Below are 26,433 nucleotides of genomic sequence, written 5' to 3' on the forward strand. Positions count from 1 at the left end.
GGCGTCAGCCGTTCGGGCACCGGCCGCCGGAGGGCCGCTCAGGCGTCCGCCGCCGGGTCGGCCGCAAGGGGGATCGCGGCGGTGAGCCGGGCGCCGACCGGGGTGGGGGTGACGGTGAGTGTGCCGTGGTGGTGGCGGGCGATGTCGCGGGCGATCGACAGGCCCAGGCCGGTGCCGCCGTGGTCGCGGGAGCGGGCGTCGTCCAGCCGGGTGAAGCGTTCGAAGACGCGCTCCCGGTCGGCGGGCGGGATGCCGGGGCCGTCGTCCTCGACGTCCAGCAGGGCCAGGCCGCGCGCCGGGTCGGTGGACAGCCGGACGTGCACGGTGCCGGCCGCGTGCCGCTCGGCGTTGTCCAGCAGGTTGGTGAGCAGCCGGCCGAGCCAGAGCGGGATGCCCTCGACGGTGACGTCCGGGGCGAGGTCGGTGGTGCGGCGGTGCGGGCCGCAGGGGCGGGCCGGCACGGTGGTGGCGACCAGGTCGGTGAGGTCGATCCGCTGACGGGGGCGCTCGTCGGCGCCGCCGGCGTCGAGGCGGGCGAGCAGCAGCAGGTCGGTGGCGAGGTTCTGCAGCCGGTCGGTGTCGGCCAGGGCGCCGTGCACCAGTTCGGCGCGGACGGCCTGGTCGGGGTGGGTGTCGGCGACCTCCAGCTGGGTGCGCAGCACCGCGAGCGGGCTGCGCAGTTCGTGCGAGGCGTCGGCGATGAACTGCCGCTGCCGGCGGCCGGAGGCCTCCAGCCGGTCGAGCATCGCGTTCATGGTGGCGGCGAGCCGGGCGATCTCGTCGGCGGTGCCGGGTTCGGGGACGCGCCGGTGCAGGTCCTGGCCGGTAATGGCGTCGACCTCGGCGCGGATCGCCTCCACCGGCCGCAGCGCCTGCCCGGTGACCTTCCAGGTGACCACCACGCCGGTGAGCAGCAGCAGCGGGCAGGCGACGGCCAGCCCGGCCTGGGTGATGTCCATCGCCTCGTCGGCGGCGCGCAGCGAGGCGCCCGCGTAGACGGTGACCGGCCCGCCGGGGGTGTCGGCGACGACGACGGTGAGCCGCTGGCGGTGGTGGTCGTAGAGCGGGTCGACCTGGTCGGTGGTGAGCGAGCCGGTGCGCGGTTCGGTGGCGAGGGCGGCGCGGCCGACCAGGTTGGGGCTGGCGGCCAGCACGGTGCCGCGGGCGTCGACGACCTGGAGGAAGTCGGTGCCGTGCCCGGTGTGCAGGACGGCCGGCAGCCGTCCCTGGAGGGCGAGTTGGGCGACCGAGTCGGCCTGCTGGCGGGTGGCGGAGGCGGCCGAGGCGACCAGGTCGGCGTGGACGGCGGCGAGCAGCCCGGCCCCGGCCAGGGTGAGCGCGGCGGCCAGCACCGTACCCGCAGCCGCGGTGGCCCGGGCGCGCACCGTACGGGGCACGAACCGGCTCGCCCAGTGCGGGAGTCGGCGCATCTCAGCCGCCGTCCGGGTCGAGCCGGTAGCCGGCGCCGCGCATGGTCTGCAGGGCGGAGCGGCCGAAGGGGGCGTCGATCTTGCGGCGCAGGGCGTGGACGTGCACCTCGACGATGCTCGGGTCGGCGTCGTGGCCGGCGTCCCAGACGTGGTCGAGGATCTCGCGCTTGGAGACGACCGTCCCGGCGCGGGCGGCCAGGTGCTCCAGGATCGCGAACTCGCGGGCGGTCAGGTGGGTGGGGGTGCCGGCCCGGGTGCAGGTGCGGGCGTTGGCGTCCAGCACGAGGTCGCCGAGGGTGTGCAGCCGGGGGCGCTGCTGGTCGATCCGCCGGTGCAGGGCGCGCAGCCGGGCGAGCAGGACGACGAAGGAGAACGGCTTGGAGAGGTAGTCGTCGGCGCCGGTGTCCAGGGCCTCGGCCTCGTCCCACTCGCCGTCCTTGGCGGTGAGCATCAGGATGCCGGCCCGGCAGCCGCCCGCGCGCAGCCGGGCGCAGACCCGGTAGCCGTTGAGGCCGGGCAGCATGATGTCGAGGACGATCACGTCATAGGGGTGGCGCTCGGCGAGGGCGAGTCCCTCGGGGCCGTTGTGGGCGGTGTCGACGGTGTGGCCGTCGGCCTCCAGGCCGCGCCGCAGCGCGGTGGCCATCCGCTGTTCGTCCTCCACGACGAGTATGTGCATCCGTTCAGGGTGCCAGGTGATCGTGAGCGATCTTGTCCGGGCTCGGATCGCCGGTCGGGCTTAGACCGACCGGCACATGGTGAGTGGGTGAAGGAGCGGCGTTGGGGTGCGTGCACCGGCGTCGCGACGCTGCTCACCATGTGCCGGTCGGTCTTAAGCGGGGGTTCAGGTACGGTCCGCCATGATCGCCGGGCGCGGAGCGCAGCGCAGCACTTCCCAGGCAAGGAGTACGCCCGATGACCGATCCCCTGTCTCCCGTCACCCCGTCGACCGGCGAGGAGCCGGAACTCCCCGAGGTGCCGCCGCTGACGCCCCGGCGCCGTCGCGCGGCACGGCTGCGGGCCTGGGCGGCCGGGCGGGAGCGCCGGCTGACGGCCGGGGTGGTGACGGTGGCGCTGCTCGGTGCGGGCGGGCTGGCGGTCGCCGCGGTGGCCCATGAGGGGCACGGGGAGAGCGGGCGCGGGCACCGCGAGGCGGCGGCCCGGTCCGAGGACGGCCACGGGTACGGGCAGGCGGACGGGTCCCGGCACGCGGACGGGAAGGGGCGCGAGCAGGGGCAGGGGCACGGGCACGACCGTCAGCACGGGCAGGGTCAGGGGCGCGGTGTGGCCCCGGCCGCGCTGCCGTCGCTGGGCGCCTCCGCCGCCCTGGAGAAGGCCCAGGCCGCCGTCCCCGGCGGCCGCGCCGAGTCGCTGCGCCGGGTCACCGAGCAGGGCGGTGGCGCCGCCTGGGCCGTGACGGTCGTCGGCCAGGACGGCGTGCGCCACCTGGTGACGGTGGACGGCACCAGCGGCGAGCTGACGTCCAACACCACCGGCCCGGCCCGCGCCTCGGCCGGCTCCTCGGCAGGCTCCGACACCTCCGACGGCTCCGAGGGCTGACATGGCGCACGCGACGACGACCCGCCCCGCCCCCGGTCGCACCACCCCTTCCGGCGCCAGCAAGGTCCCGTCCGTGGACGGCTGGTTCTGGCTGGTGAAGGTGCTGACCACCGGCATGGGCGAGACCCTCTCCGACTTCCTCGCCAAGACCTTCGACCCCGTGCTGGCGGTGGCCGCCGCCGGGCTGCTGCTCGCCGTGACCCTCCTGGTCCAGCTGCGGACCCGCCGCTGCGTGACCGGGCTGTACTGGGCCGTGGTGGTCATGGTCAGCGTGTTCGGCACGATGGTCGCCGACGTGGCGCACGTGGCGCTGGGCGTCCCGTACGCGCTGTCGGCGGGCTCGCTGGCGGTGGCGCTGGCGGCGCTGTTCCTGCTCTGGCACCGGGTGGAGGGCTCGCTGGCGATCGACCGGGTGACCGGGCTGCGCCGGGAGCTGTTCTACTGGGCGGCCGTGCTGCTGACCTTCGCGCTGGGCACGGCGCTGGGCGACCTGACGGCGGCCACCCTGCACCTGGGCTACCTGGTGGCCGGGCTGGGCTTCGCGGTGCTGATCTCGATCCCGGCGGTGGCCTCGCGGGCCCGCTGGGTGGGCCCGGTGGCCGGGTTCTGGTGGGCGTACGTGCTGACCCGCCCGCTGGGCGCCTCGTTCGCGGACTGGCTGGGCGTCGGCGCCGACCGCGGCGGCATCGGCCTGGGCACCGGCCCGGTCAGCCTGGCGCTCGCGGTGCTGATGGGGGTGGCGCTGGCGCTGTCCGCGCGGGCGCACCGCCGGACGGCTGGACTCACCGCCCACTGAGCGTCTACATTTCTGTAGACGGCGGAGGCGTACGGCATCACCCCCCGGACAGCCGTGCGCCTCCGCCGTCCCTCAGCCCGGCCGAGGGCTCAACGCGGTCGCCTCAGCGCGGCCAAGCGCTCAACGCGCTCGCCTCAGCGCGGCCGCTCGTCCACCACCCGCTTGATCTTCCCGACCGAGCGCTCCAGCGTGTACGGGTCCACCACCTCGACCGCGACCGTCACGCCCACCCCGTCCTTCACCGCCCGGACGATCTCCGTCCGGGCCGCCTCGCGCAGTTCGGCGGACGCCTCCGGGCGGGCCTCCACCCGGACGGCCAGCCGGTCCAGCCGCCCCTCCCGGGTCAGCCGCAGCTGGAAGTGCGGGGCGACGCCCGGGGTGCGCAGCAGGATCTCCTCGATCTGGGTCGGGAAGAGGTTCACCCCGCGCAGGATGATCATGTCGTCGCTGCGCCCGGTCACCTTCTCCATCCGCCGGAAGGCCGGCCGCGCGGTGCCCGGCAGCAGCCGGCTGAGGTCGCGGGTGCGGTAGCGGATGACCGGCAGGGCCTCCTTGGTGAGCGAGGTGAAGACCAGTTCGCCGCCCTCCCCCTCGGGCAGCACGTCATCCGTGAACGGGTCCACCACCTCCGGGTAGAAGTGGTCCTCCCAGATGTGCAGCCCGTCCTTGGTCTCCACGCACTCCTGGGCGATGCCGGGGCCGACCACCTCGGAGAGGCCGTAGATGTCGACGGCGTGCAGGTCGAGCCGCTCCTCGATCTCGCGCCGCATCTCCTCCGTCCAGGGCTCGGCGCCGAAGATGCCGATCCGCAGCGAGCTGGCGCGCGGGTCCAGGCCCTGCCTCTCGAACTCGTCCAGCAGGGTCAGCAGGTAGGACGGGGTGACCATGATGATCTCGGGGCGGAAGTCCTGGATCAGCTGCACCTGGCGGGCGGTCATCCCGCCGGACGCCGGGATGACGGTGCAGCCGGCCCGCTCGGCGCCGTAGTGGGCGCCCAGGCCGCCGGTGAACAGCCCGTAGCCGTAGGCGATGTGCACCTTGTGGCCGGGTCGGCCGCCGGCGGCGCGGATCGAGCGGGCGACCACGTCGGCCCACATGGAGAGGTCGTTCTCGGTGTAGCCGACCACGGTCGGGCGCCCGGTGGTGCCGCTGGAGGCGTGGATCCGGCGGACCTGCTCCATCGGGACGGCGAACATGCCGAAGGGGTAGCCCTCGCGCAGGTCGGCCTTGGTGGTGAAGGGGAAGCGGGCGAGGTCCGCCAGGGTGCGGCAGTCCTCCGGGTGCACCCCGGCGGCGTCGAACTTGCGGCGGTAGAGCTCGACGTGGTCGTAGGCGTGCCGCAGGGTGGCCCGCAGCCGGTCGAGCTGGTGGGCCCGCAGTTCGTCGACGCTCATCCGCTCGCCGGCGTCCAGCAGGGCGGGCGGAATCGGCTCGCCCAGGCGTCGGTCCGGGTCGGGTGCGCTGCCGGTCATCGTCGCTCCTCCGCAGGTCGGCCGAGGCTCGGGGCCCAACCGATCGTTCGGTCAGGGCAAGCCCAGGCCAAGTAATCCAGCACCCGAACCACCTGTCAAGGGATCGCGCAGCGGTTCCGGAATGTGCAGTTCCGGCGCGTTCGTGCCGGGATCGCGCCCACCGCTTGGCTGGCCGATATGAAAATCATTACGGAATTATTACCCGTAGGCCCCGCTCACCGGCCCGGACCCATGGTTCAGTGGTGCGGCTTCTCCCCCGCACCCCGGAGTGATCACCTTGGCCCCGACCCCTGCGCTGGTCAGCGCGCTGCGCGAGTTCGGCGACCGGCCCGCCGTCGTCGCCGACGGACGCGCGATCAGCGGCATCGGCCTGCTGCTCGGCGTCTCCCCGCCGGGCGGCCTGCCCCGGGCCCTCGCCGAGCGCGTCGCCGAACACGCCGCCCTGCCGCCCTCCAGCGCCCGCGCCGCCGAGGAACGGCTCCGGCACTGGGCCGGCGTCCTCGGCCCGCCGCCCATCCGGCACACCGTGCTGCACCCCGCCACCGACCTCGCCGTCGAACTCGCCCTGGCCACCCTGCTGGCCGGCGGCACCGTGCACTGCGCCGACCCCGACCAGCGGCCCGACGAGCAGCTCACCGCCCTCGCCGCCAACGGCACCACCCACCTCAGCCTGCCCTCCGCCCTGCTCTGGCGGCTCAGCCGGCAACCCGGCCTCGCCGACCACGACCTCGGCGCCCTCCGGCTCGTCCTGCACGTCGGCCCCGAACCCCGGCAGGACGACGTCTACGCCGCCGTCGACGCCCTCGGCGCCGTCCTCGCCCACCTGCGCGCCCCCGACAGCCGGTCCGAAGCCGCCGACCGCCGGCTGCGCGCCGACACCGAGGCCGCCACCGCCGCCGCCTGGAAGCACAGCATCGGCATCACCGCCGGGCAGCTCACCGAGTTCGGCGCCCACCTCGACCGGGCCGTCCTCACCGCGCTGCTGCACACCCTCCAGCAGGCCGGAGTGCTCACCGACCCCGGGCACGGCCGCTCCGAGGCCGAACTCCTCGCCACCGCCCTGGTCACCCCCGCCCAGCGCCCCCGGGTCGGCCACTGGCTCGACGCCCTCGCCCGGCACGGCCTGATCGCCCGCCGGGACGGCGGCGCCCAGGGCCCGATCTACCACGGCGCCCCCGAACTCAGCTCCGCCGAGGTCCGGGAGGCCTGGCGGCCCGCCGTCGACAGCTGGACCGACGGCCTCGGCACCGCCGCCGTCCTCGACCGGGTCCGGCGCGGCGCCCTGCGGCTGCCCAAGCTGCTCACCGGCGAGGAGGCCCCCCGCCCGGCCGCCGCCCCGGTCCGCTGGTCCGCCGCCCGCGGCTACCTCGGCACCGCCCTCGGATCCCTCGTCCGCGCCACCGTCGAGGCCCACCCCGGGCCGCAGCCACCGCGGATCCTCGAACTCGACCGCGACGGCACCGAGACGGCCGTCGCCCGCGCCCTCGCCGCCCGCCCCCGGCAGAACGCCGAACACCACCTCGCCCCCGACGGCGGACGCTACGACATCGTCGTCGCCACCGCCGCCGGCCGACCCGAGGAGGAGGCCCCGGCGCTGGTCGACCAGCTCGCCCCCGGCGGCCGGCTGCTGCTGCTCGCCCCCGTCGCCGAACAGCTCGACCTGCTGATCACCGGCGACCCCCGGGGCTTCACCGGCCACCCGGCCCCGCAGTGGCGGGCCGCCCTCACCGCCGCGGGCTGCCCGACGGTGCTCACCCTCCCGGCGGACGGGCACCCGATGGGGCTGCTCGGGCAGGGGCTGTTCGTCGCGCGGGTGGACTGACGGCGGGTGGACTGACGGCGGATGGGCTGCCGGTGGGTGGCCTGACCGCGGGTGGGCTGCCACCGGGTGGCCTGACCACGGGTGGGCTGACAGCGGATGGGCTGCCACCGGGTGGCCTGACCACGGGTGGGCTGCCGGCACCGGCGCTACGATCGGGCACATGGCCGCTCCCGCTCCCGTGCGCTCGATCCGCTCCCGGGCCTCGCTCGGTTCCATCGCCTCCCTCGGCTCCATCGGCTCGCTGCTGTCCATCGGCTCGGTCGGCTCCGTCCTCTCGATCGGCTCGGTCGGCAGCGTGCTGTCCATCGGTTCGGCCGGCTCGGTGGTCAGCGCGTTCTCGGCGTGCTCCTGGCTGAGCGTCGGCTCGCTGCTGTCGGTGCGCTCCCGCTGGGCCGTACGGGGGCTGCGCCCGGTGTGCGGGCCATCCGTGCCCGAGGGGTGAAGCCCCGGGTCACGTACCGCCACCCGATCCGTACCATTTCGATACCGAAGCCCGGGTGAGCTGCGGGAATCCTCGCCGCCCGGCACGGTCCCCGGGTAGGCTCCCCACTGCTTCCCCCGGCCCTGGTGCAGGCGGCCCAGCGTCGCCCGTACCGCACGTCGGGGGCAGACCCCCGCGGGCCATTCGGTGGGCTCCGCGCACTCGACACCGCGCGCCAGGGCAGTCGCGCGAACGGCGAAGGGCATCGCATTGGCGGATCGGCTCACCGGAGGAGACTCCTCGCTGCTGCGGCGGATCAACGCCGCGGTCACGCTTCGGGCGCTGCGGACCGGCCACTCGGTGACCCTCACCCAACTCGTCGGCGAGACCGGGCTCTCCCGGCCCACCGTCGAGGGCGTGATCGAGGGCCTGGTCGAGACCGGCCTCGTCGCCGAGGTCGAGCAGCCCCGGGAGGACGGCCAGCAGGGCACCGGCCGCCGCGGCCGCCCGGCCCGCTGGTTCCGCTTCCGCGCCGAGGCCGGGCACATCCTCGGCATCGAGATCGGTGTCCACGACATCCGGGTCATCCTCGCCGACCTCACCGGCGAGGTGGTGGGCAGTCACTTCAAGCCGGTCGACGAGACCCTGGAGGCCGAGGACCGGCTCACCGCCGTCCGCACCGCCGTCGCCGAGGTGCTGCGCAAGGCGGGCATCTCCCGGGACAACCTGTGGGCCGTCGGCATCGGCACCCCCGGCATCGTCGACCGCGAGGGCACCATCCGGCTCGGCACCGCGATGCCCGGCTGGACCGGCCTCGACCTCGGCGCCCGGCTGCGCCGCTCCTTCCGCTGCCCCGTCCTGATCGAGAACGACGCCAACCTCGCCGCCATCGCCGAACACTGGCAGGGCGCGGCGGTCGGCGCCGACGACGTGGTCTTCGTGATGGCCGGCCTCAGCCCCGGTGCCGGCTCCCTGATCAACGGCAGACTGCACCGCGGCTACGGCGGCGCCGCCGGCGAGATCGGCGCCCTGCACCTGCTCGGCCAGGAGGTCACCCCCGAGCGGCTGCTCTCCACCACCGGCAAGCCGCTCAACCCGCTGGACGAGGCCGCCGTCGCCCGGGTCCTGCGGCTGGCCCGGGAGGGCGACGAGGTCGCCAAGGTCGCCATGGACCGCTTCCTCACCCGGCTCGTCCAGGGCGTCGCGGCCCTGGTCCTGGCCATCGACCCCCAGCTGGTGGTCATCGGCGGCTGGGCGGCCGGCCTGGACGGCGTGCTCGAACCGCTGCGCGAACGCCTCGCCCAGTTCACCCTCCGCGCCCCCGAGGTGGCGCTGGCCGCCCTCGGCTCCGAGGTCGTCTCGATGGGCGCCCTGCGAGTCGCCCTGGACCACGTCGAGGACCAGCTCTTCGCGGTCGACCCGCCCCGGGTGTGAGGCGTACCGCCCAGCGGGCGGGTGGTACGGGCCGGTGCGGCCGCTGGTGCGGCTCAGCCGTCGACGACAGTGGCCCGGACGCCAGTCGGGCGTCCGGGCCACTGTCTGAGGGTGGGTGCGAAATGGTTCAGGAGGCGGTGCGGACCTCGGTGGTCGCGCCGACCGGGGTGACCTCGACCAGGCCGGTCTCGCCGAAGGTCAGCTTGCAGGTGTCCGCGCGGTAGGTGGAGACGGCGAGCGCCACCAGACGGCCGGCGGCGGCGTACTGGGTGGTCATGACCAGCACCGGGGTGCCCGGGGGGCGCTCCAGCAGCACGGCCTCGTCGGCCTCGGCGACGCCCAGCTCGACGGCCCGGGACTCACCGTCGACCTCCAGGCGCTCCAGCTGGCGCAGCACCGAGCGGGCGCGGTCGCCCTCGGCACGGAAGCCGGGCAGGTGCGGCAGGGCGGAGGCCGGAACGTGCAGCGACTCGCTGGCCATCGCGCGGCCCTCGACCAGCCGGACCCGGCGGACGGTGTGCACGGTGGCGCCCTCGGCGATGCCGAGGCCCTTGGCCAGCTGCGCGGACGCGGGGGCGGTGGTGCAGTCGACCGTGCGCCAGGACTGGCTGCGGCCGGCGCCGGGCCAGCCCTCCTCCTGCCGGTTCACCGGGACGCCGACCCGCGGGGCGGCGATCAGGGTGCCGATCCCCCGGCGGCGGACCAGCCGGCCCTCCAGCTCCAGCTGGTCCAGGGCCTGCCGCAGCGTCGCCCGGGCCACCCCGAAGCGGGCGGACAGCTCGCGCTCGTTGGGCAGGACCTGGCCGGTGGAGAACTCCGTGTCGATGGCCCGCAGCAGCACCGTGCGCAGGTGCCAGTACTTCGGTTCCGGCACCGCCGAAAGCTGTCCTGTCGTCCCCACCGTGTCCTCCACCTGGTCTTGTCCGCCCTACGACAAGGAGGGCGGATCCCGGGCCCGCTGCCCGCTGTTGCGGCAGGTGGGAGAGCGGGCCTTTATCCGTCCTTCTTTATTAAAGGTCCTTGCAGTAAGCGACCCTAGGTGTTCCGTCCGGAGATGGTCAAGACCAATGACAGGGCTTGGTGCGACCGTCGCGAACATTCATGCCACGTTCACGACAGCCCTTCGGGACGGCCCGCGGCCGCGCGTCACGCTGCGGGGCGGCCTCGGCCAATGGGTAGGCTGCCCGGGTGATCGTGGTGACGAGTGTGAATGTGAACGGAATCCGGGCGGCCGCCAAGAAGGGCTTCGTGGAGTGGCTGGCCGGCACCGAGGCGGACGTGATCTGCCTCCAGGAGGTGCGCTCCGAACCCGGGCAGCTGCCCGTCGAACTGCGTGACCTGGACGGCTGGCACGCGCTCTGGGCCCCGTCGGTCGCCAAGGGCCGGGCCGGCGTCGCCATCCTGTCCCGCCGGGAGCCGCAGCGCAGCACGATCGGATTCGGCTCCGAGGAATTCGACAATTCGGGCAGGTACCTGGAAATCGACCTGCCGGGCCTCACCGTCGCCAGCCTCTACCTGCCCTCCGGCGAAGTCGGCACCGAGCGCCAGGACGAGAAGGAACGCTTCATGGCGGAATTCCTCGTCCACCTCACCGCCCTGCGCGCCCGCGCCGCCGCCGACGGCCGCGAGGTCGTGGTCTGCGGCGACTGGAACATCGCCCACCGCCCCGAGGACCTCAAGAACTGGAAGGCCAACCAGAAGTCCGCCGGCTTCCTCCCCGAGGAACGCGCCTGGCTCTCCCGCGTCTACGACGAGGCCGGCTACGTCGACGTCGTCCGCGCCCTCCACCCCGACCGCACCGGCCCCTACACCTGGTGGTCCTACCGCGGCCGCGCCTTCGACAACGACTCCGGCTGGCGCATCGACCTCCAGGTCACCACCCCCGCCCTCGCCGCCCGCGCCACCGACGCCCGCGTGGAACGCGCCGACACCCACGCGGAGCGGTGGAGCGACCACGCCCCGGTCACGGTGGCGTACGACCTGGACGACTGAACCGCCCGAGCTACTGGAAGGGGGGCCCTGCCGCACGGCAGGGCCCCCCTTCAGCTGCAGCCCTGCCCGACGCATCCGGCTTCTTCGGCCTCATCCCGCACACATCGGAGGTTCACCTCCCGAGGCGCGGTCACGCCTCACCCACATCGAGAAGCTCGTCGAACTCGCCCTCACGAAGCCCGGAACCCCCGATCCCAGCCTGCAGGTCGACGGGTGCTGCCTTCGGTGGGTACTCGTCGGCCAGGGCGACGAGCCGCTCCGTTAGGGAGTGTCGGCGCTTCGGCGCTGTCCCGTGATCGGCGGCGGCACGGGGCGGTGGCCACCGGGCGCGCGGGCGGCGGAGCAGGTCGAACGGCTCGGCCGATGTCTCCGGCCTCCCGAACCGTTCACCCCTTCGAGTGAAGCGGAATGACGGGCCATCAGTTGGGCGGAGCGGCCTCCTAGCCTGAGCGCATGACCATTCGATCTTCCGCGCTCCGCATCACCGTGCTCGCCGCACGGCAACTGGTGACCAGCCGTTGAGTCGCCTGGTCACCCCGACCACCTGCATGGCATCACTGTGCGCTGCCCCCCAAAGGCAGCGTCGTCGACCCGTACAGGACGACCGGTACAGGACGACCGACCTCCGAACCGTCCGCGCTTACGGACCGGTCGCGCCGGGCGCCGAAACGCAACCTGGCGCCGGTCCGACGCTCGGTGCCCCGGGGTGTCCCCGGGGGCCTCGGGGAGTCCTCGCTCTTCGCCCCACAGGAAGGCTTCTGCGTGACCTCGGTAGCTGACAAGTCCTGCCCGGCACTGCCGATGCCCCCCGGCCCGCTGCTCCGACTCCACGACGTGGAGCAGGCGCGTGAGCCGGTGCGGATCGCGATCGACGACGCCACGCGTGACCGTGTCCAGTCGTGCAGCGAGTTCCTGCTCCGTTGTCTGGACAGCGGTCGGCCCGTGTACGGGGCGACCACCGGCTTCGGCCCGCTGGTCGCCTTCCCCGGACGGGACAGCGCGGCAGAGCAGTGCGAGAACCTGCTCAACCACCTCATCGCCGGCCAGGGCCCCGACTTGGAGCCCTCGGTGGTGCGGGCGGCGATGCGAGTGCGGCTGCATTCGCTGTGCCAGGGCCGATCCGGCGTGTCCCTCAACGCGGTGGAGGCTCTGGCCCGCGCCTTGGCCACGGATTTCGCGCCGGCGGTGCCCCGGATGGGTTCGCTGGGTGCCAGTGGCGATCTGATTCCGCTCGCCTATGTCGCCCGTGCGTTACAGGGCCGTGGCCACGCCTACACCGGCGGGGAGCGGCTCACCGCTGACGCGGCCCTCGCGCGGCTGGGCCTGGAACCGGTACAGCTCGACGGGCGCGACGCCCTGGCACTGGTCAACGGCACGTCCCTGACGGCCGCCGCAGGTGCCCTGGCCGTCCTGGCCATGCGGCGGTCACTGCGCGGTGCGCTGCTCCTCGCGGCCATGCTCGTGGACGTCCTGGGCAGTTCGGCGGCCTTCCTCGACCCGAGCCTGCTCGCCGCCTTCGGGCACCGGCACACGGCCCTGGTCGGCGAGCACCTTCGCCACCTGCTCCAGGGAAACGTTCCTGCGGGCACGCGCGCCTTGCAGGAGCCGTACAGCATCCGCTGCACTCCTCAGCTGATCGGCGCGGCCGCCGCCTCGATGGAGCACTGCGCCGCGGTGATGCAGGACGACATCAACGCCATCAGTGACAACCCGCTGTTCTTCGCGGAGCAGGACCTGGTCGCCCACGGTGGCAACTTCTTCGGCCAGCCGGCCGCGTTCAGCGCCGACCTGCTCAACCTGGCCGGCGTGCAGCTGGGCAACCTGGCCGAGCGGCAGCTCGACCTGCTGATCGACCCTCATCGCAACGGCGGCCTGCCACCCATGCTGGCCCCCGAGCCGGGACGTCAGCACGCCGTGCAGGGCGTGCAGTTGGCGGCCACGGCGCTCATCGCGTCGATGCGCCGCACCGCGACACCGGCCTCGATCCAGAGCCTGCCGACGAATCTGCACAACCAGGACGTGATCCCGTTCGGCACCCAGGCCGCGTTCAACGCCCTGGACACCGCAGCACTGCTGCGGCTGCTGCACGGATCCCTGGCCGTGGCCCTGCGTCAGGCGGTCCATGTGGGAGCTCGTCGGCCGACGGCGCCGCTGTGCGCCGAAGTCCTCGCCCGGATCAGCGACGAGATCCCACCGGTCGACCCGGACCGGCCCCTGGACGTCGACGTGCGCCGCGCCGCCGCGCTTCTCGACGACCTCGGCGACACCTACCTCCCCGAGATCTGACGCAACCGATCGGCTGTGCAGCCGGTCGCCGGAGCGTCATCGATTCCAGGGCACAGCCCTGGGACCTCCTCAGAGAGCCACATTGGAGACAGCCCGTGACAGAGCATGCGACACGTTCCGGCGCCGAGACAGCGGCAGTCGACGGAATCGTCGGGCGCCGACTCGAGTACACCTACGCCAACGGCTGGCGCTACGAGATGTACGTCAAGAATGCGACGACCATCGACTACCGCATCCACAGCGGCATGGTCGGCGGCCGCTGGGTCAAGGACCAGAAGGTCGATCTCGTGACCCTCACCGACGGCGTCTACAAGATCTCCTGGACCGAGCCCACCGGCACATCCGTCTGCGTCACCCTGGTGCCGGCCAAGGGCGTCTCCCACGGCGTGATCTTCTTCCCGCGCTGGGTCGAGGAGCACCCCGAGCGCACTGTGCTCTTCCAGAACGACCACCTGGACCGCATGCGCGCCTACCGTGACGCGGGCCCCACCTACCCCATCCATGTCGTCTCGGAGTTCGCGGAGATCACCCTCATCGAAGACGTGGGCGCGAACAACGACCGGATCATCGACCGAGGCCCCGAAACCAACCGTTGAGGCACGTCGGCGATCGATGGGCGACACCGTCCGGGAAGGGCCACGAGCGCGGGCACCGGCCCCGGCCGGCTCTGGACGTGCCCGGGTGCCTGGCCATAACTCCGGTGCCAAGGAGACTCCCTGACGTTCCATCACGTCGAACGGCGGGATACGGCCGCCCTCATTGCCGGTCGCTCCCCGAGCCACCGACATCCCCGAATCCAGACAGGACGATTGACCATGGCCGTATTCCGGCAGGCACTGCTTTCCGCAGTCGGATCAGGCGGCGGGCGCCCGGCCGTGATCGACGACCTCGCGACCGTTTCGTACGCGCAACTCGACGCGTGGGCGGCCGCGCTGGCCGGGGAGGTCGTCGAGCGGCCGTCGTCGGAGGAGCAGTACGCGGCGCTGCTGCTGCCGAACGGCGCGGCCTGGCTGGCGGCCTACCTGGCAGTGCTCAAGGCCGGCCTGGTGGCCGTGCCGCTCAACCCGGCGCTCACCGACACCGAGATCGGCCGTGTCCTGGAACGGACCCGGCCCCGGGTCGTGCTCTGTCCCCCCGAGCGTGAGGAGGGCATGCTGCGCCTGGTGGACGGACCGGCGCAGCGTCGGCCCCAGGTGCTGCCGGTCGCCGCCGCCGCGCCTGCGGCCGCGAACCGCCCCGCCGAGGTGCTGGTCCGACTCGGTGCGGCCCGCGGGCCGCAGACGCCCTGTCTGGTGATGCACACCTCGGGGACGACGGGCCGGCCCAAGGCGCTTCTGCTGACCGAACTGGCGCTGGGGCTGACCACCGAGTACTGGCGGCACCGGCATCGGACGGCCGACGACGTGGTCGCGCTGCCCATCCCCATGGCGCACGCCTACGGTCATCTGGTCGCAGCTTCGACACTGCTCGCCGGGGCCGCGCTGGTCGTCACCCCGGAGGCGTTCGACCCGCAGCGGTGGGCCGAGCGGATGGCCCGGCACCGGGTCACCGTCATGGAGGCGGTACCCACCGTGTACGCGAGTCTGCTCGCCGCCCCCGCGCCCCGATCCGCCACCGATCAGCTGCGGCGTTGCCTGACCGGCGGGCAGCAGACGCCGGCGGAACTGCGGCGGTCCTGGCAGGAGCGGACCGGCGTACCGCTGCTGGAGAGCTGGGGCATGACCGAACTGTCGGGCCCGGGCCTGGGCCCCGGCCCGGGAACCTGCCCGGGCAGTGCTGGAAGGCCCGTCCCCGGATTGGAGACGAAGATCGTCTCGGGGCCGGAGGGCAACGCCGTGGAGGACGGCGAGGTGGGTGAGTTGTGGGTGCGCGGGCCGCAGGTCACCCCGGGTCACCGGGTCAGTACCTGGAACATCGTGCCGGTCTGCGACAGCCTTGGCTGGCTGCATACCGGGGACCTGGCCCGCCGGGACGCACACGGCTGCGTGACGCTCACCGGACGCAGCAAGGATGTGATCCTCACTCACGGCTACACCGTGTACCCCGCCGAGGTCGAAGAGGCGCTGCGCGAACACCCCGGCGTGGCCGAGGCGGTGGTGGTGGGCCGCCCCGATCCCAAGCGTGGCGAGATCCCGCACGCCGTCATCGTCACCCACCAGGACCGTCCGGTCCCGGCCGAGGAGTTGCTGGCCCACTGCCGTGACCGGCTCGCCCGCTACAAGGTGCCTCGGAGCGTGGACTTCGTCCCCCGACTGCCCGTCCTGGCCAGCGGAAAGCTCGACCGCGCCGCGCTGCGTGAGCAGCCGGCGACCGCCGGAGTCCGTAAGGAGCTGAACCCCGCGCCTCTCACCCTCCTGCCCGCCGCCCCGGCCGCTGCACCGTCCGGCGCTCGATTGTCCGAGGGGCCGGTGGTTCTGCTCACCGGGGCCACCGGCGGCCTCGGCAGGGCGTTCGCCGCCGCGTTCGCCGCTTCCGGGGCCCGTCTGGGGCTCACGGCCCGCACCGCTCCGGCGGTGCTGGAGCTCGCCGAGAAGCTGCGGGCCGAGGGGGCCGAGGTGCTGCCCCTGCCCGGGGACATCTCCGATCCGGGGGCGGCGGCAGCGGTGGCCGGACGTCTCGTCGACGGCTTCGGCCGCATCGACGTCCTGATCGACAACGCCGGGACCGAGGGCCCCATCGGCCCGTTCTGGGAAGGGGACCTCGACCAGTGGTGGGACGCCGTGCGCGCCAATGTGATGAGCACCGCCGCCGCGTCCCACGCGGTCCTGCCCTTCATGGTCGTGCAGGGCGGCGGACGCATCATCAGCATCAGCAGCGCGGCCGGCCGGCACCGCTGGCCCACGCTCTCGGCGTACTCGGTCGCCAAGGCCGCAGGAATCAAGTGCATGGAGAACATCGCCGCCGAGGCACGCGGCCACGGGGTCAGCGCCTTCAGCCTCCACCCCGGCATCGTCGCAGCCGGACTGACCACGACGGCCCTCTCGGACAACGCCCCCCTCACCCCGTGGTACGCACGCCAGCGGGACTGGCTGCGGCAGCAACTGCGGGACGGCCGGGGGACACCGGTCGAGCGCACGGTGGAGGCGGTGACAGCTCTCGCCGGGGGCGCCGCGGACCATCGCTCGGGCCACTACCTGACCGTCGACGACGTACTCGGCCCGCCCTCCACCGACCCGAGCGGTGTGCGGTAGCGAAGGCCGGCGCGATCTCGGAAGCGGCGCGGAGGGGACCGCCGTCGTGCGACCGATAGCCGTGATCAACGACAGGACAGAAACGGATGATTGGCATGTCAACTCAGACGGTCGACCGGTCGGCGATCGACCCGGTGGACCTCGCGCTGGTCGCGCGAGCCGCCGGGTTCATCCGCTCGGCCCCGGAGCGGCTGGACGTCGGAATCCTGCGGGCCCCGGTGACGGCGACGGACGGGAGCGGGCGGGAGGTGGAGATCTTCGCGGTGACGGTGCCGGAGGGCGCCGGGCTCGACCGGATCGCCGAGCGGGAGCGGGCCGAAGGGAACGAGGGGCCGCTGGAATCCGCGGACCTGTGCCTGACGGCCGTCAGCCCACTGCCGCTGGACGGCTCCCTGCTCCGCGCCCGCCGGGCACCGGGCGGGGCCCGCCCGCACGAGCGGAAGGCCGACGCGTGAGCGTGACCACGGAGGACTACCTCGTCGAACCCCCCGAGGGCGCTGCGCACCGCCACACCCTGCCCGGGTTGCTCGACGCGGCGGCCGCACGACGCCCCGACGCGGTCGCGGTGTTCGACTCAGGGCGCACCCGCACCTGGTCGCACTGGCGGGCCCAGTCGTGGGCGCTGGCCGCCGGACTCCAGGAGGGCGGCGTCGGCGCCGGCGACGTGGTGGCCGTCCAACTGCCGAACTGCTGGGAGTTCCTGGTCACGCACGTGGCCGTGGCGGAGCTCGGTGCGGTGCTGCTCCCGCTGCACCTGGCACTCGGGGAGCGGGAGGCCGAATCGCTGCTGGCCCGGGCCCGGGCCCGCGTCCTGGTGCGGCAGGCCGGGCAGCCGGGCACCGGTGCCGACCGGGCCCGGCCGGCCCGGGCCACGGACCTCGAACGGCTGCTGCTCGTCGGCCCGGACGCCGGTGGCGGGGACTTCGCGGCGCTGGTGCGCCGGCACACCGGGCGGCGGCCGGGGCCGGCCACGGTGACACCGGACACCCCGTTCATGCTGATGCCGTCCTCGGGCACCACCTCCGAGCGGCCCAAGCTCTGCCTGCACGCGCACGGGGGCCTGCTCGCCAACGCCGAGGCGGTCGCCGGGCACGGGCGCGCCGCCGCGACGGACACGCTGATCAGCGCGAGCCCGTTCAGCCACCTCTTCGGTCTGCTCTCCGTCCATCTCAGCCTGCACACGGGCGGGCGGCAGGCCCTGCTGCCCCGGTGGAGCCCGGACGCCTTCGAGCGCACCGCCCGGGAGAGCGGGGCGAGCGTCCTGTTCGCCGTTCCCGCGCAGCTGCGCGACCTCGTGCACGGCGACCGGGCCGGCACCGCCCCGGTCGCGTTGCGCGAGGTCAGGACCGGCGGAGCCGCCGTGCCCGCCGAGTTGGCCGCCCGGGTCCGCCAGGTGCTCGGCGCGGCCACCGTCGTGCAGTGGGGCATGTCCGAGCTGGGCGCGGGCACCACCACCGGGCCGGACGACCCGCCGGAGACCGTGGCCCGCACCATCGGACGGCCCGTTCCCGGCGCCCGGGCCCGGGTGGCCGCACCGGACGGCACACCGTGTGCCGACGGCGAGACCGGCGAGCTCCAGTACCGGGGCCCGTACTCCTTCCGGGGCTATCTCGGCGACCCGGCGGCGACCCGGGCGGCCTGCACACCGGACGGCTGGCTGCGTACCGGTGACCGCGCCCTGCGCAACCCCGACGGCTCCCTCTCCTTCCGGGGCCGGCACGCCGAACTCGTCAACGTCGGCGGCCTGAAGTTCACCGCCTCGGAGGTGGAGACGGTGCTCGCCGGCCTGCCCCAGCCCAGGGCCCTCGCGGTAGCCGGCCGGGCCGACGCCAGACTCGGCGAGTACCCCGTCCTGCTGGCCGAACTGCGGGACGGGCGGACACTGGAGCTCGCCCAGGTGCACGCCCACCTCGCCCGCGCCGGGGTCGCCCCCTACAAGTGGCCGCTGGAGCTGCTGATCGTCGACGAAGTCCCGGTGACACCGACCGGCAAGGTGGCACGTGGCCGACTCGCACCGCTGCTGGAACACCGTACCGGCGAACGGCCGTCCCAGCCGGGCCCGCTGAGCCTCGACGAGACACTCGCACTGGTCGAGGCCGAGACCGCCGCCCTCACCGGCACGGCGGCGCCCGGCGCGGACTCCCGGACGTCCTTCCGGGCGCGGGGACTCGACTCCGCCGGGGCGGTCCGGCTGGCGGCGCGACTCTCGGCGCTGACGGGGCAGCAGCTGTCCAGCACAGCGGCGTTCGACCACCCGTCCCCCCGGGAGCTGGCGCGGCGGATCGCCGTCGGCACGGCCCCTGCGGTGGATGCGCTGCCGCCCCTGAGCGCGAAGTCCGCCGACGATCCGGTGGTGATCACCGGGATCGGCTGCCGCTTTCCCGGCGGGGTCGACTCGCCGGAGGACCTCTGGGAGCTGCTTCGCGAGGGCCGGGAGACGGTCGGCGGCTTCCCCGCCGACCGTGGCTGGGACCTCGACCGGCTCTACCACCCCGACCCGGGCCGACCCGGCCGGACCACCGCACAAGGCGGCAGCTTCCTCCACGGGGCCGGAGCCTTCGACGCCGCGTTCTTCGGCATCTCCCCCCGCGAGGCCCTGGGCATGGACCCGCAGCAGCGCCTGCTACTGGAGACCGGCTGGGAAGCACTCGAACGATCGGGGACCGCCCCCACGACCCTGCGCGGAGCCCGCGGCGGCGTGTACCTGGGCCTGATGGGAGCCGACTACGCGCCCAGGTTCAGCGAGGCCCCCGAGCTCTACGACGGCCACCTGCTCACCGGCAACGCCGCGAGCGTGGCGTCCGGACGGCTCGCCCACCACCTGGGGCTGACCGGGCCGGCACTCACGGTGGACACCGCCTGCTCCTCCTCCCTGGTCGCTCTCCACCTCGCCGTCCAAGCCCTGCGCCGCGGCGAGGTGGACCTCGCCCTCGCCGGCGGTGCCACCGTGATGGCCACCCCGGCCTCCTTCGTCGACTTCGCCCGGCAGCGGGCCCTGGCACCGGACGGGCGCTGCAAGGCCTTCGCCGCCTCGGCCGACGGCGCCGGCTGGGGCGAGGGAGTGGCCGTGCTCGTCCTGGAACGGCTCTCCGACGCCCGGGCGCACGGCCACCCGGTGCTCGCGGTGGTCGCCGGTACGGCCGTCAACCAGGACGGCGCCAGCAACGGGCTCACCGCACCCAGCGGGCCCGCCCAGCAGCAGGTGATCCAACGGGCCCTGGCCGACGCCGGCCTGGCACCGGACCAGATCGACGCCGTGGAGGCGCACGGCACCGGAACCCCGCTGGGGGACCGCGTCGAGGCGGGAGCGCTGGCCGCCGTCTTCGGCCCGGACCGGTCGTGCGGACAGCCGCTGCACCTCGGCTCGGTGAAGTCGAACCTCGGCCACACCCAGGCGGCGGCCGGGGTCGCCGGAGTGATCAAGACGGTGCTCGCGCTGCGGCACGGGGTGCTGCCGCGCACCCTCCACGTCCAGGGCCCTGCCCTCCCGGCGGACCCGCCCGGCGCCGACGCGTCCCAGGCCGTCCGGCTGTTGCACACGGAGCAGCCCTGGCCGCGCTCAGGCCGCCCGCGGCGCGCCGGCGTCTCGGCCTTCGGGATCAGCGGCACCAACGCCCACGTCATCCTCGCCGAGCCGCCCGAACCGTCCGACCCGCCGGAGCCCTCGGGCGGTGTCCGGCTGCCGCCGGGCCGGGCCGTTCCCTGGGCCTTGTCGGCGCGCACGGAGCCGGCGCTGCGCGCCACGGCGCAGCGCCTCGCCGGGGCGGCCGGTACGGACTGCGCCACCTGGACGGACGTGACCGCCGTCGGGTCCGCGCTGGCCCGCTCACGGCCCTCCTTCGGCCACCGGGCCGTCGTCGTCGGACACGACCGCGACGGTCTGCGGGCCGGCCTGGCCGCCGTCGCGTCCGGGCGGTGGTCGGCGGACACCGTACGGGGCCGGGCATCGGCGAAGGGGCCGACGGTCTTCGTCTTCCCCGGCCAGGGCGCACAGTGGCCCGGCATGGCGGCCGACCTGCTGGACGCCTTCCCGGTCTTCGCCCGGTCCGTCGCCGACTGCGAGCAGGCCCTCGCCCCGCACGTCGACTTCTCCCTCGAAGCCGTGCTCCGCGCCGAGCCGGGGGCGCCCCCGCTGGAGCGCGACGACGTCGCCCAGCCGGCCCTGTTCGCCGTCATGGTCGCGCTGACCGCGCTCTGGCGCTCCTTCGGCGTCCACCCGGACGCGGTGGTGGGGCACAGCCAGGGTGAGATCGCCGCCGCCCACGTGTGCGGGGCGCTGTCCCTGACGGACGCGGCCAAGGTGGTGGCGGTCCGCGCGCGGGCAGTGCGACGCCTGGCACCCGGGCGGATGGCCGCGGTGGCGCTGCCCGCCCGAGAGCTCGCCGCCCGGCTGGCGGGGCGGGCGGACCTGGCGGTGGCGGCGGAGAACTCGCCGCGGTCCACGGTGGTGGCCGGCGGCGTCGACGCCGTCGAGGGGCTCGTCGCCGAGCTCACCGGGCAGGGCCTCCGGGCCCGGCTGCTCCCGGTCGGCTACGCCTCGCACTCCGCGGCGGTCGAGCCTCTGCAGGAGGCCCTGACGGGGCGCTTGGCGGGGATCGCCCCGCGCTCGGGCACCGTGGCGTTCTTCTCCACGGTCGAGCCGGGCCCGCTGGACACCACCCGACTGGACGCCCGGTACTGGTACCGCAACCTCCGGCGGACCGTCGGCTTCGACGGCGCGGTCAGGGCCCTGCTGGAGCAGGGCCACAGCCGGTTCGTCGAGGTCGGCCCCCACCCGGTGCTCGGCCAGGCCGTCGAGGAGACGGCACAGGCCGCCGGCATCGCCGTCACGACGGTCGCCACCCTGCGCCGGGACACCGACGGGCCCCAGCGGTTCCTGCTCTCGGCGGCGGAGCTGTACGCCGATGGCACACCGGTCGACTGGAACGCGGCCTTCGACGCCGCCCAGCCGGGCCCGGTCGAGCTGCCGACCTACCCGTTCCAGCGGCAGCACTACTGGCTGACGGCAGAACCGCGCGCCCGCCGAAGCGGGCAAGCCCCGCACGAGGCCGATGGTCAAGCGGCATCGGCGAAGGCCCCGGCCGATCCGGGCGGACGCGAGCAGGACGTACTGGCCGTCGTCCTGGCGCACACGGCCGCCGTACTCGGCCACACCGGGAGCCGACACCTGCCCGCAGACAGCACCTTCCAGGAACTGGGCGCGGGTTCGATGGCCGCCGTCGAACTGCGGGGCCGGCTGAGCCAGGACCTGGGGCTGCCCCTGCCCGCCACCGCCGTCTTCGACCACCCCACCCCCAGGCTGCTCGCCGCCCGCCTGGAGGCCCTGCGCCAAGGAAGCGGCGGGCAGCACTACGACGGCGAACTGCCCGACGGTCTGGACGGCCTGTACCGGCACGCCTGCCGCAGCGGCGCCGGCGAGGTCGCCGTCGAGCTGCTGCGGGCCGCCGCACGGCTGAGGCGGTCCTTCCCGGCCGACGCCGCACCCGGATCAGTGCCGGACGCCGTCCGGCTGCCCGGCCGTGCGGCCGGAGCGGACCGGCAGCGGCCGGCACTGATCTGCCTGCCGTCGGTGCTCCCCACCGGAGGGCCGCACGAATACGCGGAGCTGGCCCGCCACCTCGGCGGCCGGGAGACGGCGGTGCTGCCGCTGCCGGGCTTCGCCGCCGGCGAGCCACTGCCGCAGGACGTGGACGCACTGGTCACCGCGCACGCGGAGAGCGTGCGGCGGTACGCGGGCACCGCGCCCGTCCTGCTGTGCGGCCACTCCTCCGGCGGGCTGCTCGCCCATGCCCTCGGAGAGCACCTGGAGCGGCTCGGCAGGCCGGCGGCCGGCGTCGTCCTGCTCGACACCGCCTGGCCGGACCGCCGGCTGCTCACCGACACCCTGCCCGCCGTCCTCGTCCTGCTGGCCGACCGGCCCGGGCCGCTCGCGGCCGAACCGGTCACCCCCAACCGGCTGACCGCGACCGGGGCCTACCTACGGCTGCTGGAGGACCTCACCCCTGGCGACCTCGCCGCACCGACCCTCCTGGTCCGGGCCCGGAAGCCGCTGGACGGGATCGGCGCCCTCGCCCGCTGGGCGCTCGCGCACACCTCGGCGGACGTCCAGGGCGACCACTTCACCATGCTGACCGATGACGCCGCCGAGGTGGCCCGGGCGATCGACTCCTGGGCCCCCGCCGGGCCGCCAACCGGTCCCGTTGCCGACGAGGAGCCTTCTACGTGACTGCCGTCCCTGACCATGACGCCCTGGCCGAGGCCGTCCTGCGAGCCGGCGCCGGACGGCTGGGCGACTCGCCCTATCCGGCCCTGCGCCGGATCACCGCCGAACTCGGCGGCGGCGAAGCCCTGTTGGCCGACCAGCCCCGGCTGCGAGCACTGCTCGAAGTCACCGCCGCCGCCGATCCCCGGCTGTTCCACGTGATGTTCCTGCACCACTGCATGACCATCGGCCCCGCGCTGGACTACGGCGCGGCAGACACCGACATCGCCGAACTCGCCCACGGCCGCTCGATCGGCGCGGCCCTGATGACAGAGCTGGGCCGGGGCAACAGCAGCGCCGGCATCCGGACCGAAGCCGTCCTCGACCGGGAGAGCGGCGAGTTCGTCCTGCACACCCCCGACGCCGGGGCCGCGAAGTACCCGGCCAACGTCGGGCAGGAGGGACTCGCCCGCCTCGCCGTGGTCAGCGCCCGGTTGCTGGTGGACGGCATCGACCGGGGAGTGTTCCTCTTCCTCGTCGCCCTCAGCGACGAGCACGGGCCGGCAGCCGGGGTGACCGTCCGGCTCCGACCGCCCACCGCCCTACTGCCGCTGGACTACGCCACGGTGCGGTTCGACGGCGTCCGGGTGCCGCACCACCGCTGGCTGGCCGACGGCGCCCACCTCGCAGCGGACGGCGCCTTCCACGACCCGGCCGCAGGACCGGAGGAGCGTACCCGCCGAAGCCTGGCGATGAGCCGCTTCGCCTGCGGCGCGGTCACCGCCGGGCTGGCCGCAGCCGCCCGGGCGGCCGTCGCCATCTCCGTCCCGCACGCCCGGCGCCGGGTCACCACCGACCGCCGGGCCGGCGACCGCCCGGCCATCGAACTGCTCCACCAGCAACGGCTGTTGTTCGGCGCGGCCGCCGCCGCGCACGCAGCCACCGTGCTGGCCCGCGAGGCGACCGCCGCCTGCTGGCACATCCCGGCCGGCGGCGGCCGGGGCAGCGGCCCGCCGCCCGCCGTGTTGCGCCGACTCGCCCTGGCCAAGGTGGCGGTCGACCGGCTCGCCGACCAGGCGGTGACCCACTGCCGTTCGGCGGCCGGCGCGCTCGGCTTCTTCTCCGAGAACCGGCTGATCGACTACCAGGCACTCACCACGGCCTTCCAGTCGGCGTGCGGCGACAACCGGCTCATCTCCCTCGACGCCGCACGCACGATGGCCGAAGGCACCGCCTACCGCCCTCCCGAGGAACCACCCGGCCCCGCCCGGGACGAGGACCGGTTCGGCGCCCTGTTCCGGGCACGCGAACGGCTGCTGCACGCTCAACTGACGGTCCGTCTGAAAGAGTGCGAGGACTCCGCGACGGCCCTGGCCTGGGACGACCACCACGACCTGGCGCTGCTCCTCGCCGACGCCCACCTGGCCCGCACCACCGCCGAGGCCCTCCAGGCCGAGGAGCGGCGCCACGGCGGACCGAGAGGAGCACTGCTGCGCGACCTCGGCCTGCTCTTCTGCCTGGAAGAGACCCTCGCCCACACCGGCTGGTTCCTGACCGAGGCACTGCTGACCCCCACGCAGGTCCGCGCCCTGCCCGACCGTCTCGCCGAGCAGTGCCGACGGCTGCTCCCCCGGGCCGGGGAACTCGTCGACCTGATGGAGACGCCCCGAGCCGTCCTGCTCGGCCCCCTCACCGCACCGGACTACATCGAGGCGTTGACCTGACGGATCATCTACGCCCTCGCTGGGTGCCGGACCGACGCCCCGCTGCGCGGGGTCATGGCGCCGGGCTGATGGTGCCGTTCTCGTCCATCTCGAAGCGGCCCTCCGTCTTGCCGTCGACCTTGGTCTGGTCGAGCCAGTGTTTGGACAGGTTGTGCAGGTTGTCGTGCTGGACCTCCCAGGGCATCGAGTGGCCCGCGCACTTCACCGTGACCAGGATCTTCTGAGGTCCCGTGATGGCGTCGTAGAGCGCGGGGACGTGGAAGTCGAGTGCCGGGTTGGAGCTGGGCGGTGTCGTGTTGGCCGTCTTGTCGAACTCGCCGTGCACGATCAGCACGGGCACGCTCCCGCCGAGCACGCCCCCCTGCCCCGCCGTGGTGTTGTTCCAGCCCCACGTGACGAAGTTCCGGTACCGGCTGGCGCCCACCGGCTTTCCGGACGACGGGTCGACCGGCCCCCAGGTGCGGCCGATGGGGTCGTTGTCCATCAGGGCGCTCCACACGACGTCGACCATGTCGGGCTCGCGCTGGTCCGCGCAGTGCACCTCGTTGCGCCAGGCCTGGTCGAAGCCCGCCAAGGTGAGCACATGAGTGGGGAAGCCCGGCGCCGGCAGGGTCGGCGGGTTCGGCGGGCCGAGCGGCGGGAAGATCGGGGCGAGGAGGAACAGGCTGTCCACCTTCCCCGGATTCTTGATCGCGTACGGTCCCATCGCGAACGCGGCCGCCGACCAGCCGATGAAGGCGACCTTCGAGACGTTGCGAGTGCTACGGATGTACTCGACCACGGTCGCGACCTCGTCCACCGCCCCGACCCCCGCCGAAGGAGCCGATGTGACCACCCGGGAGAGCGTCTCGGAGCACGGCCTGGCCGTGCGCGCCCAGCACCGGCACAACCCGTACCGACACCTCTTCGACGACGCGGAGTTCGCCGCCCTGCTGCTCGGCCTCGGGCTGCGCCGGGCCGCCAGCGTCTGGCGCAACCACACCGCCGCGCCCGCCGCCGCACCGCGCGACCCGTACCCCCGGGCGAGCATGGGCTTCGTCCTGCTGGACCCGACGGCCGGCCCGTGGGTGCCCGAGGGGCGCTCGGTGATGGCGGTGATCACCGTCGGTGAGGACGCCCGGCGCTTCCTGCCCCGGGCGGCGGCCAAGGCGGCGGGCCACCGCCGGCTGGGGCGCAACTACGGCGAGGCGGTGCTGACCGACCCCCACCTGTGCGGCACCGGCGGGTTCCGCTACGGGCACTCGGCCGCGATCCGCGGCCAGATCGTCGGCGCCAGCTCGCAGTCGACCGACCAGGACCTCTACGAGGCCGGCCGGCTGGCCGCCGAGCTGGTGGACGCGCTCGCCGCCGCGCAGTCGGCCTGGGAGGAGCGCACCGGCCCCGGCGACTGGTACTCCGCCGACGACGCACCGGCCCCGGTCTACCGGGAGATGGTCGCCTTCGCCCTGGACCCGGCCGAGGGCGCGTCGGAGCACTGAGCCGGAGTACCGAGGCGGAGCACTGAGGCGAAGTGCTGAGCCGGAGCGCTGGGGCGCCGCGGGTGAACACCCGCCCGGGGGTCCGCGCGGGCGAGCGAAGGGGTTCGGCCACGAACCGTCGGAGTCCGGACAGTTCGGGGCGCGGCCGGAGGCGCAGGTGTGACACGCCGGGGGCGCCGGGCACCCTGCGGCCGGACCGACTCGCAGGCACGACGCCAGGAGTGAGAGATGTTCAGCACCGTCCGCGCCGCCCGGATCACCGCCGCCGCTGCCGCCACCGCCCTCGCCGTGAGCCTGGGCGTGGTGGCCGCGCCCGCCGCCTCGGCGGCCGACAACTGCTGGCCCGGGGAGAGCAACCGGTGGTACTGCCACAACGTGCCCGGCGCCGCGGTCTACGGCACCGTCGGCGACAACCACCTCTACCCGGACCCGAACACCGTCGTCGGCTACCTGAACACCGACCCCAGCTGGTTCTACTGCAAGGAGGACAACCAGGCCTGGGTCGGCGGCCCGCACCCGACCCGCTGGCTGATGACCGTCGCGGACAACGGGCGGCTCGGCTTCGTGAAGGACACCGACATCTCCAGTGAGACCGATCCCGTCCCGGACTGCTGAGAGCTCCCGC

The 26,433-nt window shown here is 74.4% G+C and carries 19 protein-coding genes; 14 read left to right on the forward strand and 5 right to left on the reverse strand.

Annotated features, from left to right (window positions below):
- Window positions 1-38: 38 nt before the first annotated feature.
- Window positions 39-1,430, reverse strand: coding sequence for a sensor histidine kinase (locus tag ACZ47G_RS05765; RefSeq protein WP_465740203.1), 1,392 nt, complete (start codon window positions 1,428-1,430; stop codon window positions 39-41).
- Window position 1,431: 1 nt separating this feature from the next.
- Window positions 1,432-2,109, reverse strand: coding sequence for a response regulator transcription factor (locus ACZ47G_RS05770; RefSeq protein ID WP_465740204.1), 678 nt, complete (start codon window positions 2,107-2,109; stop codon window positions 1,432-1,434).
- A 236-nt stretch (window positions 2,110-2,345) separates the two neighbouring features.
- Between ACZ47G_RS05770 and ACZ47G_RS05775 the strand changes: the two genes are divergently transcribed.
- Together ACZ47G_RS05775 and ACZ47G_RS05780 are read left to right on the forward strand one after the other, a co-directional pair.
- Window positions 2,346-2,990, forward strand: coding sequence for a PepSY domain-containing protein (locus ACZ47G_RS05775; protein WP_465740205.1), 645 nt, complete (start codon window positions 2,346-2,348; stop codon window positions 2,988-2,990).
- Between the two features lies 1 nt (window position 2,991).
- A complete protein-coding gene (locus ACZ47G_RS05780; protein ID WP_465740206.1) occupies window positions 2,992-3,786 on the forward strand; it encodes a COG4705 family protein in 795 nt (264 codons plus the stop codon).
- Between the two features lie 134 nt (window positions 3,787-3,920).
- Here the strand turns inward: ACZ47G_RS05780 and paaK are convergent, their stop codons facing one another.
- The gene (gene paaK / locus ACZ47G_RS05785; RefSeq protein WP_465740207.1) at window positions 3,921-5,258 is read right to left on the reverse strand and encodes a phenylacetate--CoA ligase PaaK; all 1,338 of its coding nucleotides are present in this window, start codon (window positions 5,256-5,258) and stop codon (window positions 3,921-3,923) included.
- Between the two features lie 277 nt (window positions 5,259-5,535).
- On the opposite strand from paaK, the gene ACZ47G_RS05790 reads away from it, so the two are divergent.
- The 3 genes from ACZ47G_RS05790 to ACZ47G_RS05800 all read left to right on the forward strand — a co-directional run bounded on the left by ACZ47G_RS05790 (window position 5,536) and on the right by ACZ47G_RS05800 (window position 8,935).
- Window positions 5,536-7,080 (forward strand): hypothetical protein, encoded by a 1,545-nt coding sequence (locus ACZ47G_RS05790; RefSeq protein WP_465740208.1) that lies wholly within the window; start codon window positions 5,536-5,538, stop codon window positions 7,078-7,080.
- Window positions 7,081-7,240: 160 nt separating this feature from the next.
- Window positions 7,241-7,522: a hypothetical protein gene (locus tag ACZ47G_RS05795; protein ID WP_465740209.1), complete on the forward strand. Its 282-nt coding sequence runs from the start codon at window positions 7,241-7,243 to the stop codon at window positions 7,520-7,522.
- A 249-nt stretch (window positions 7,523-7,771) separates the two neighbouring features.
- A complete protein-coding gene (locus ACZ47G_RS05800; protein WP_465740210.1) occupies window positions 7,772-8,935 on the forward strand; it encodes an ROK family protein in 1,164 nt (387 codons plus the stop codon).
- A 127-nt stretch (window positions 8,936-9,062) separates the two neighbouring features.
- On the opposite strand, the gene ACZ47G_RS05805 is transcribed toward ACZ47G_RS05800, so the two are convergent.
- A complete protein-coding gene (locus ACZ47G_RS05805) occupies window positions 9,063-9,836 on the reverse strand; it encodes a GntR family transcriptional regulator (RefSeq protein WP_465740211.1) in 774 nt (257 codons plus the stop codon).
- A gap of 296 nt (window positions 9,837-10,132) precedes the next feature.
- Between ACZ47G_RS05805 and ACZ47G_RS05810 the strand changes: the two genes are divergently transcribed.
- From ACZ47G_RS05810 to ACZ47G_RS05840, 7 genes are all read left to right on the forward strand, one after another.
- Complete coding sequence (locus tag ACZ47G_RS05810; RefSeq protein ID WP_465740554.1) at window positions 10,133-10,927, forward strand: exodeoxyribonuclease III; 795 nt, start codon at window positions 10,133-10,135, stop codon at window positions 10,925-10,927.
- A gap of 762 nt (window positions 10,928-11,689) precedes the next feature.
- Window positions 11,690-13,213, forward strand: a complete 1,524-nt coding sequence (locus ACZ47G_RS05815; protein WP_465740212.1) for an HAL/PAL/TAL family ammonia-lyase — start codon at window positions 11,690-11,692, stop codon at window positions 13,211-13,213.
- A gap of 95 nt (window positions 13,214-13,308) precedes the next feature.
- A complete protein-coding gene (locus ACZ47G_RS05820; protein WP_465740213.1) occupies window positions 13,309-13,809 on the forward strand; it encodes a phenolic acid decarboxylase in 501 nt (166 codons plus the stop codon).
- Between the two features lie 219 nt (window positions 13,810-14,028).
- Complete coding sequence (locus ACZ47G_RS05825; protein WP_465740214.1) at window positions 14,029-16,404, forward strand: SDR family NAD(P)-dependent oxidoreductase; 2,376 nt, start codon at window positions 14,029-14,031, stop codon at window positions 16,402-16,404.
- 95 nt (window positions 16,405-16,499) lie between these two features.
- A complete protein-coding gene (locus tag ACZ47G_RS05830) occupies window positions 16,500-16,859 on the forward strand; it encodes a hypothetical protein (protein ID WP_465740215.1) in 360 nt (119 codons plus the stop codon).
- The gene (locus ACZ47G_RS05835; RefSeq protein WP_465740216.1) at window positions 16,856-22,630 is read left to right on the forward strand and encodes a type I polyketide synthase; all 5,775 of its coding nucleotides are present in this window, start codon (window positions 16,856-16,858) and stop codon (window positions 22,628-22,630) included. The genes ACZ47G_RS05830 and ACZ47G_RS05835 overlap by 4 nt, the downstream gene beginning before the upstream one ends.
- The gene (locus ACZ47G_RS05840) at window positions 22,627-24,330 is read left to right on the forward strand and encodes an acyl-CoA dehydrogenase (protein ID WP_465740217.1); all 1,704 of its coding nucleotides are present in this window, start codon (window positions 22,627-22,629) and stop codon (window positions 24,328-24,330) included. The genes ACZ47G_RS05835 and ACZ47G_RS05840 overlap by 4 nt, the downstream gene beginning before the upstream one ends.
- 52 nt (window positions 24,331-24,382) lie before the next feature.
- Here the strand turns inward: ACZ47G_RS05840 and ACZ47G_RS05845 are convergent, their stop codons facing one another.
- Window positions 24,383-25,129, reverse strand: a complete 747-nt coding sequence (locus ACZ47G_RS05845) for an alpha/beta hydrolase family protein (RefSeq protein WP_465740218.1) — start codon at window positions 25,127-25,129, stop codon at window positions 24,383-24,385.
- A 28-nt stretch (window positions 25,130-25,157) separates the two neighbouring features.
- On the opposite strand from ACZ47G_RS05845, the gene ACZ47G_RS05850 reads away from it, so the two are divergent.
- Both ACZ47G_RS05850 and ACZ47G_RS05855 read left to right on the forward strand, forming a co-directional pair.
- Window positions 25,158-25,808 carry a hypothetical protein gene (locus ACZ47G_RS05850; protein ID WP_465740219.1) on the forward strand — a complete coding sequence of 217 codons (651 nt, stop codon included), beginning with the start codon at window positions 25,158-25,160 and terminating at the stop codon, window positions 25,806-25,808.
- Window positions 25,809-26,036: 228 nt separating this feature from the next.
- Window positions 26,037-26,423, forward strand: a complete 387-nt coding sequence (locus ACZ47G_RS05855; RefSeq protein WP_465740220.1) for a hypothetical protein — start codon at window positions 26,037-26,039, stop codon at window positions 26,421-26,423.
- The last annotated feature ends 10 nt before the right edge of the window (window positions 26,424-26,433 follow it).

The sequence above is a fragment of the Kitasatospora sp. NPDC030952 genome (assembly GCF_055571335.1).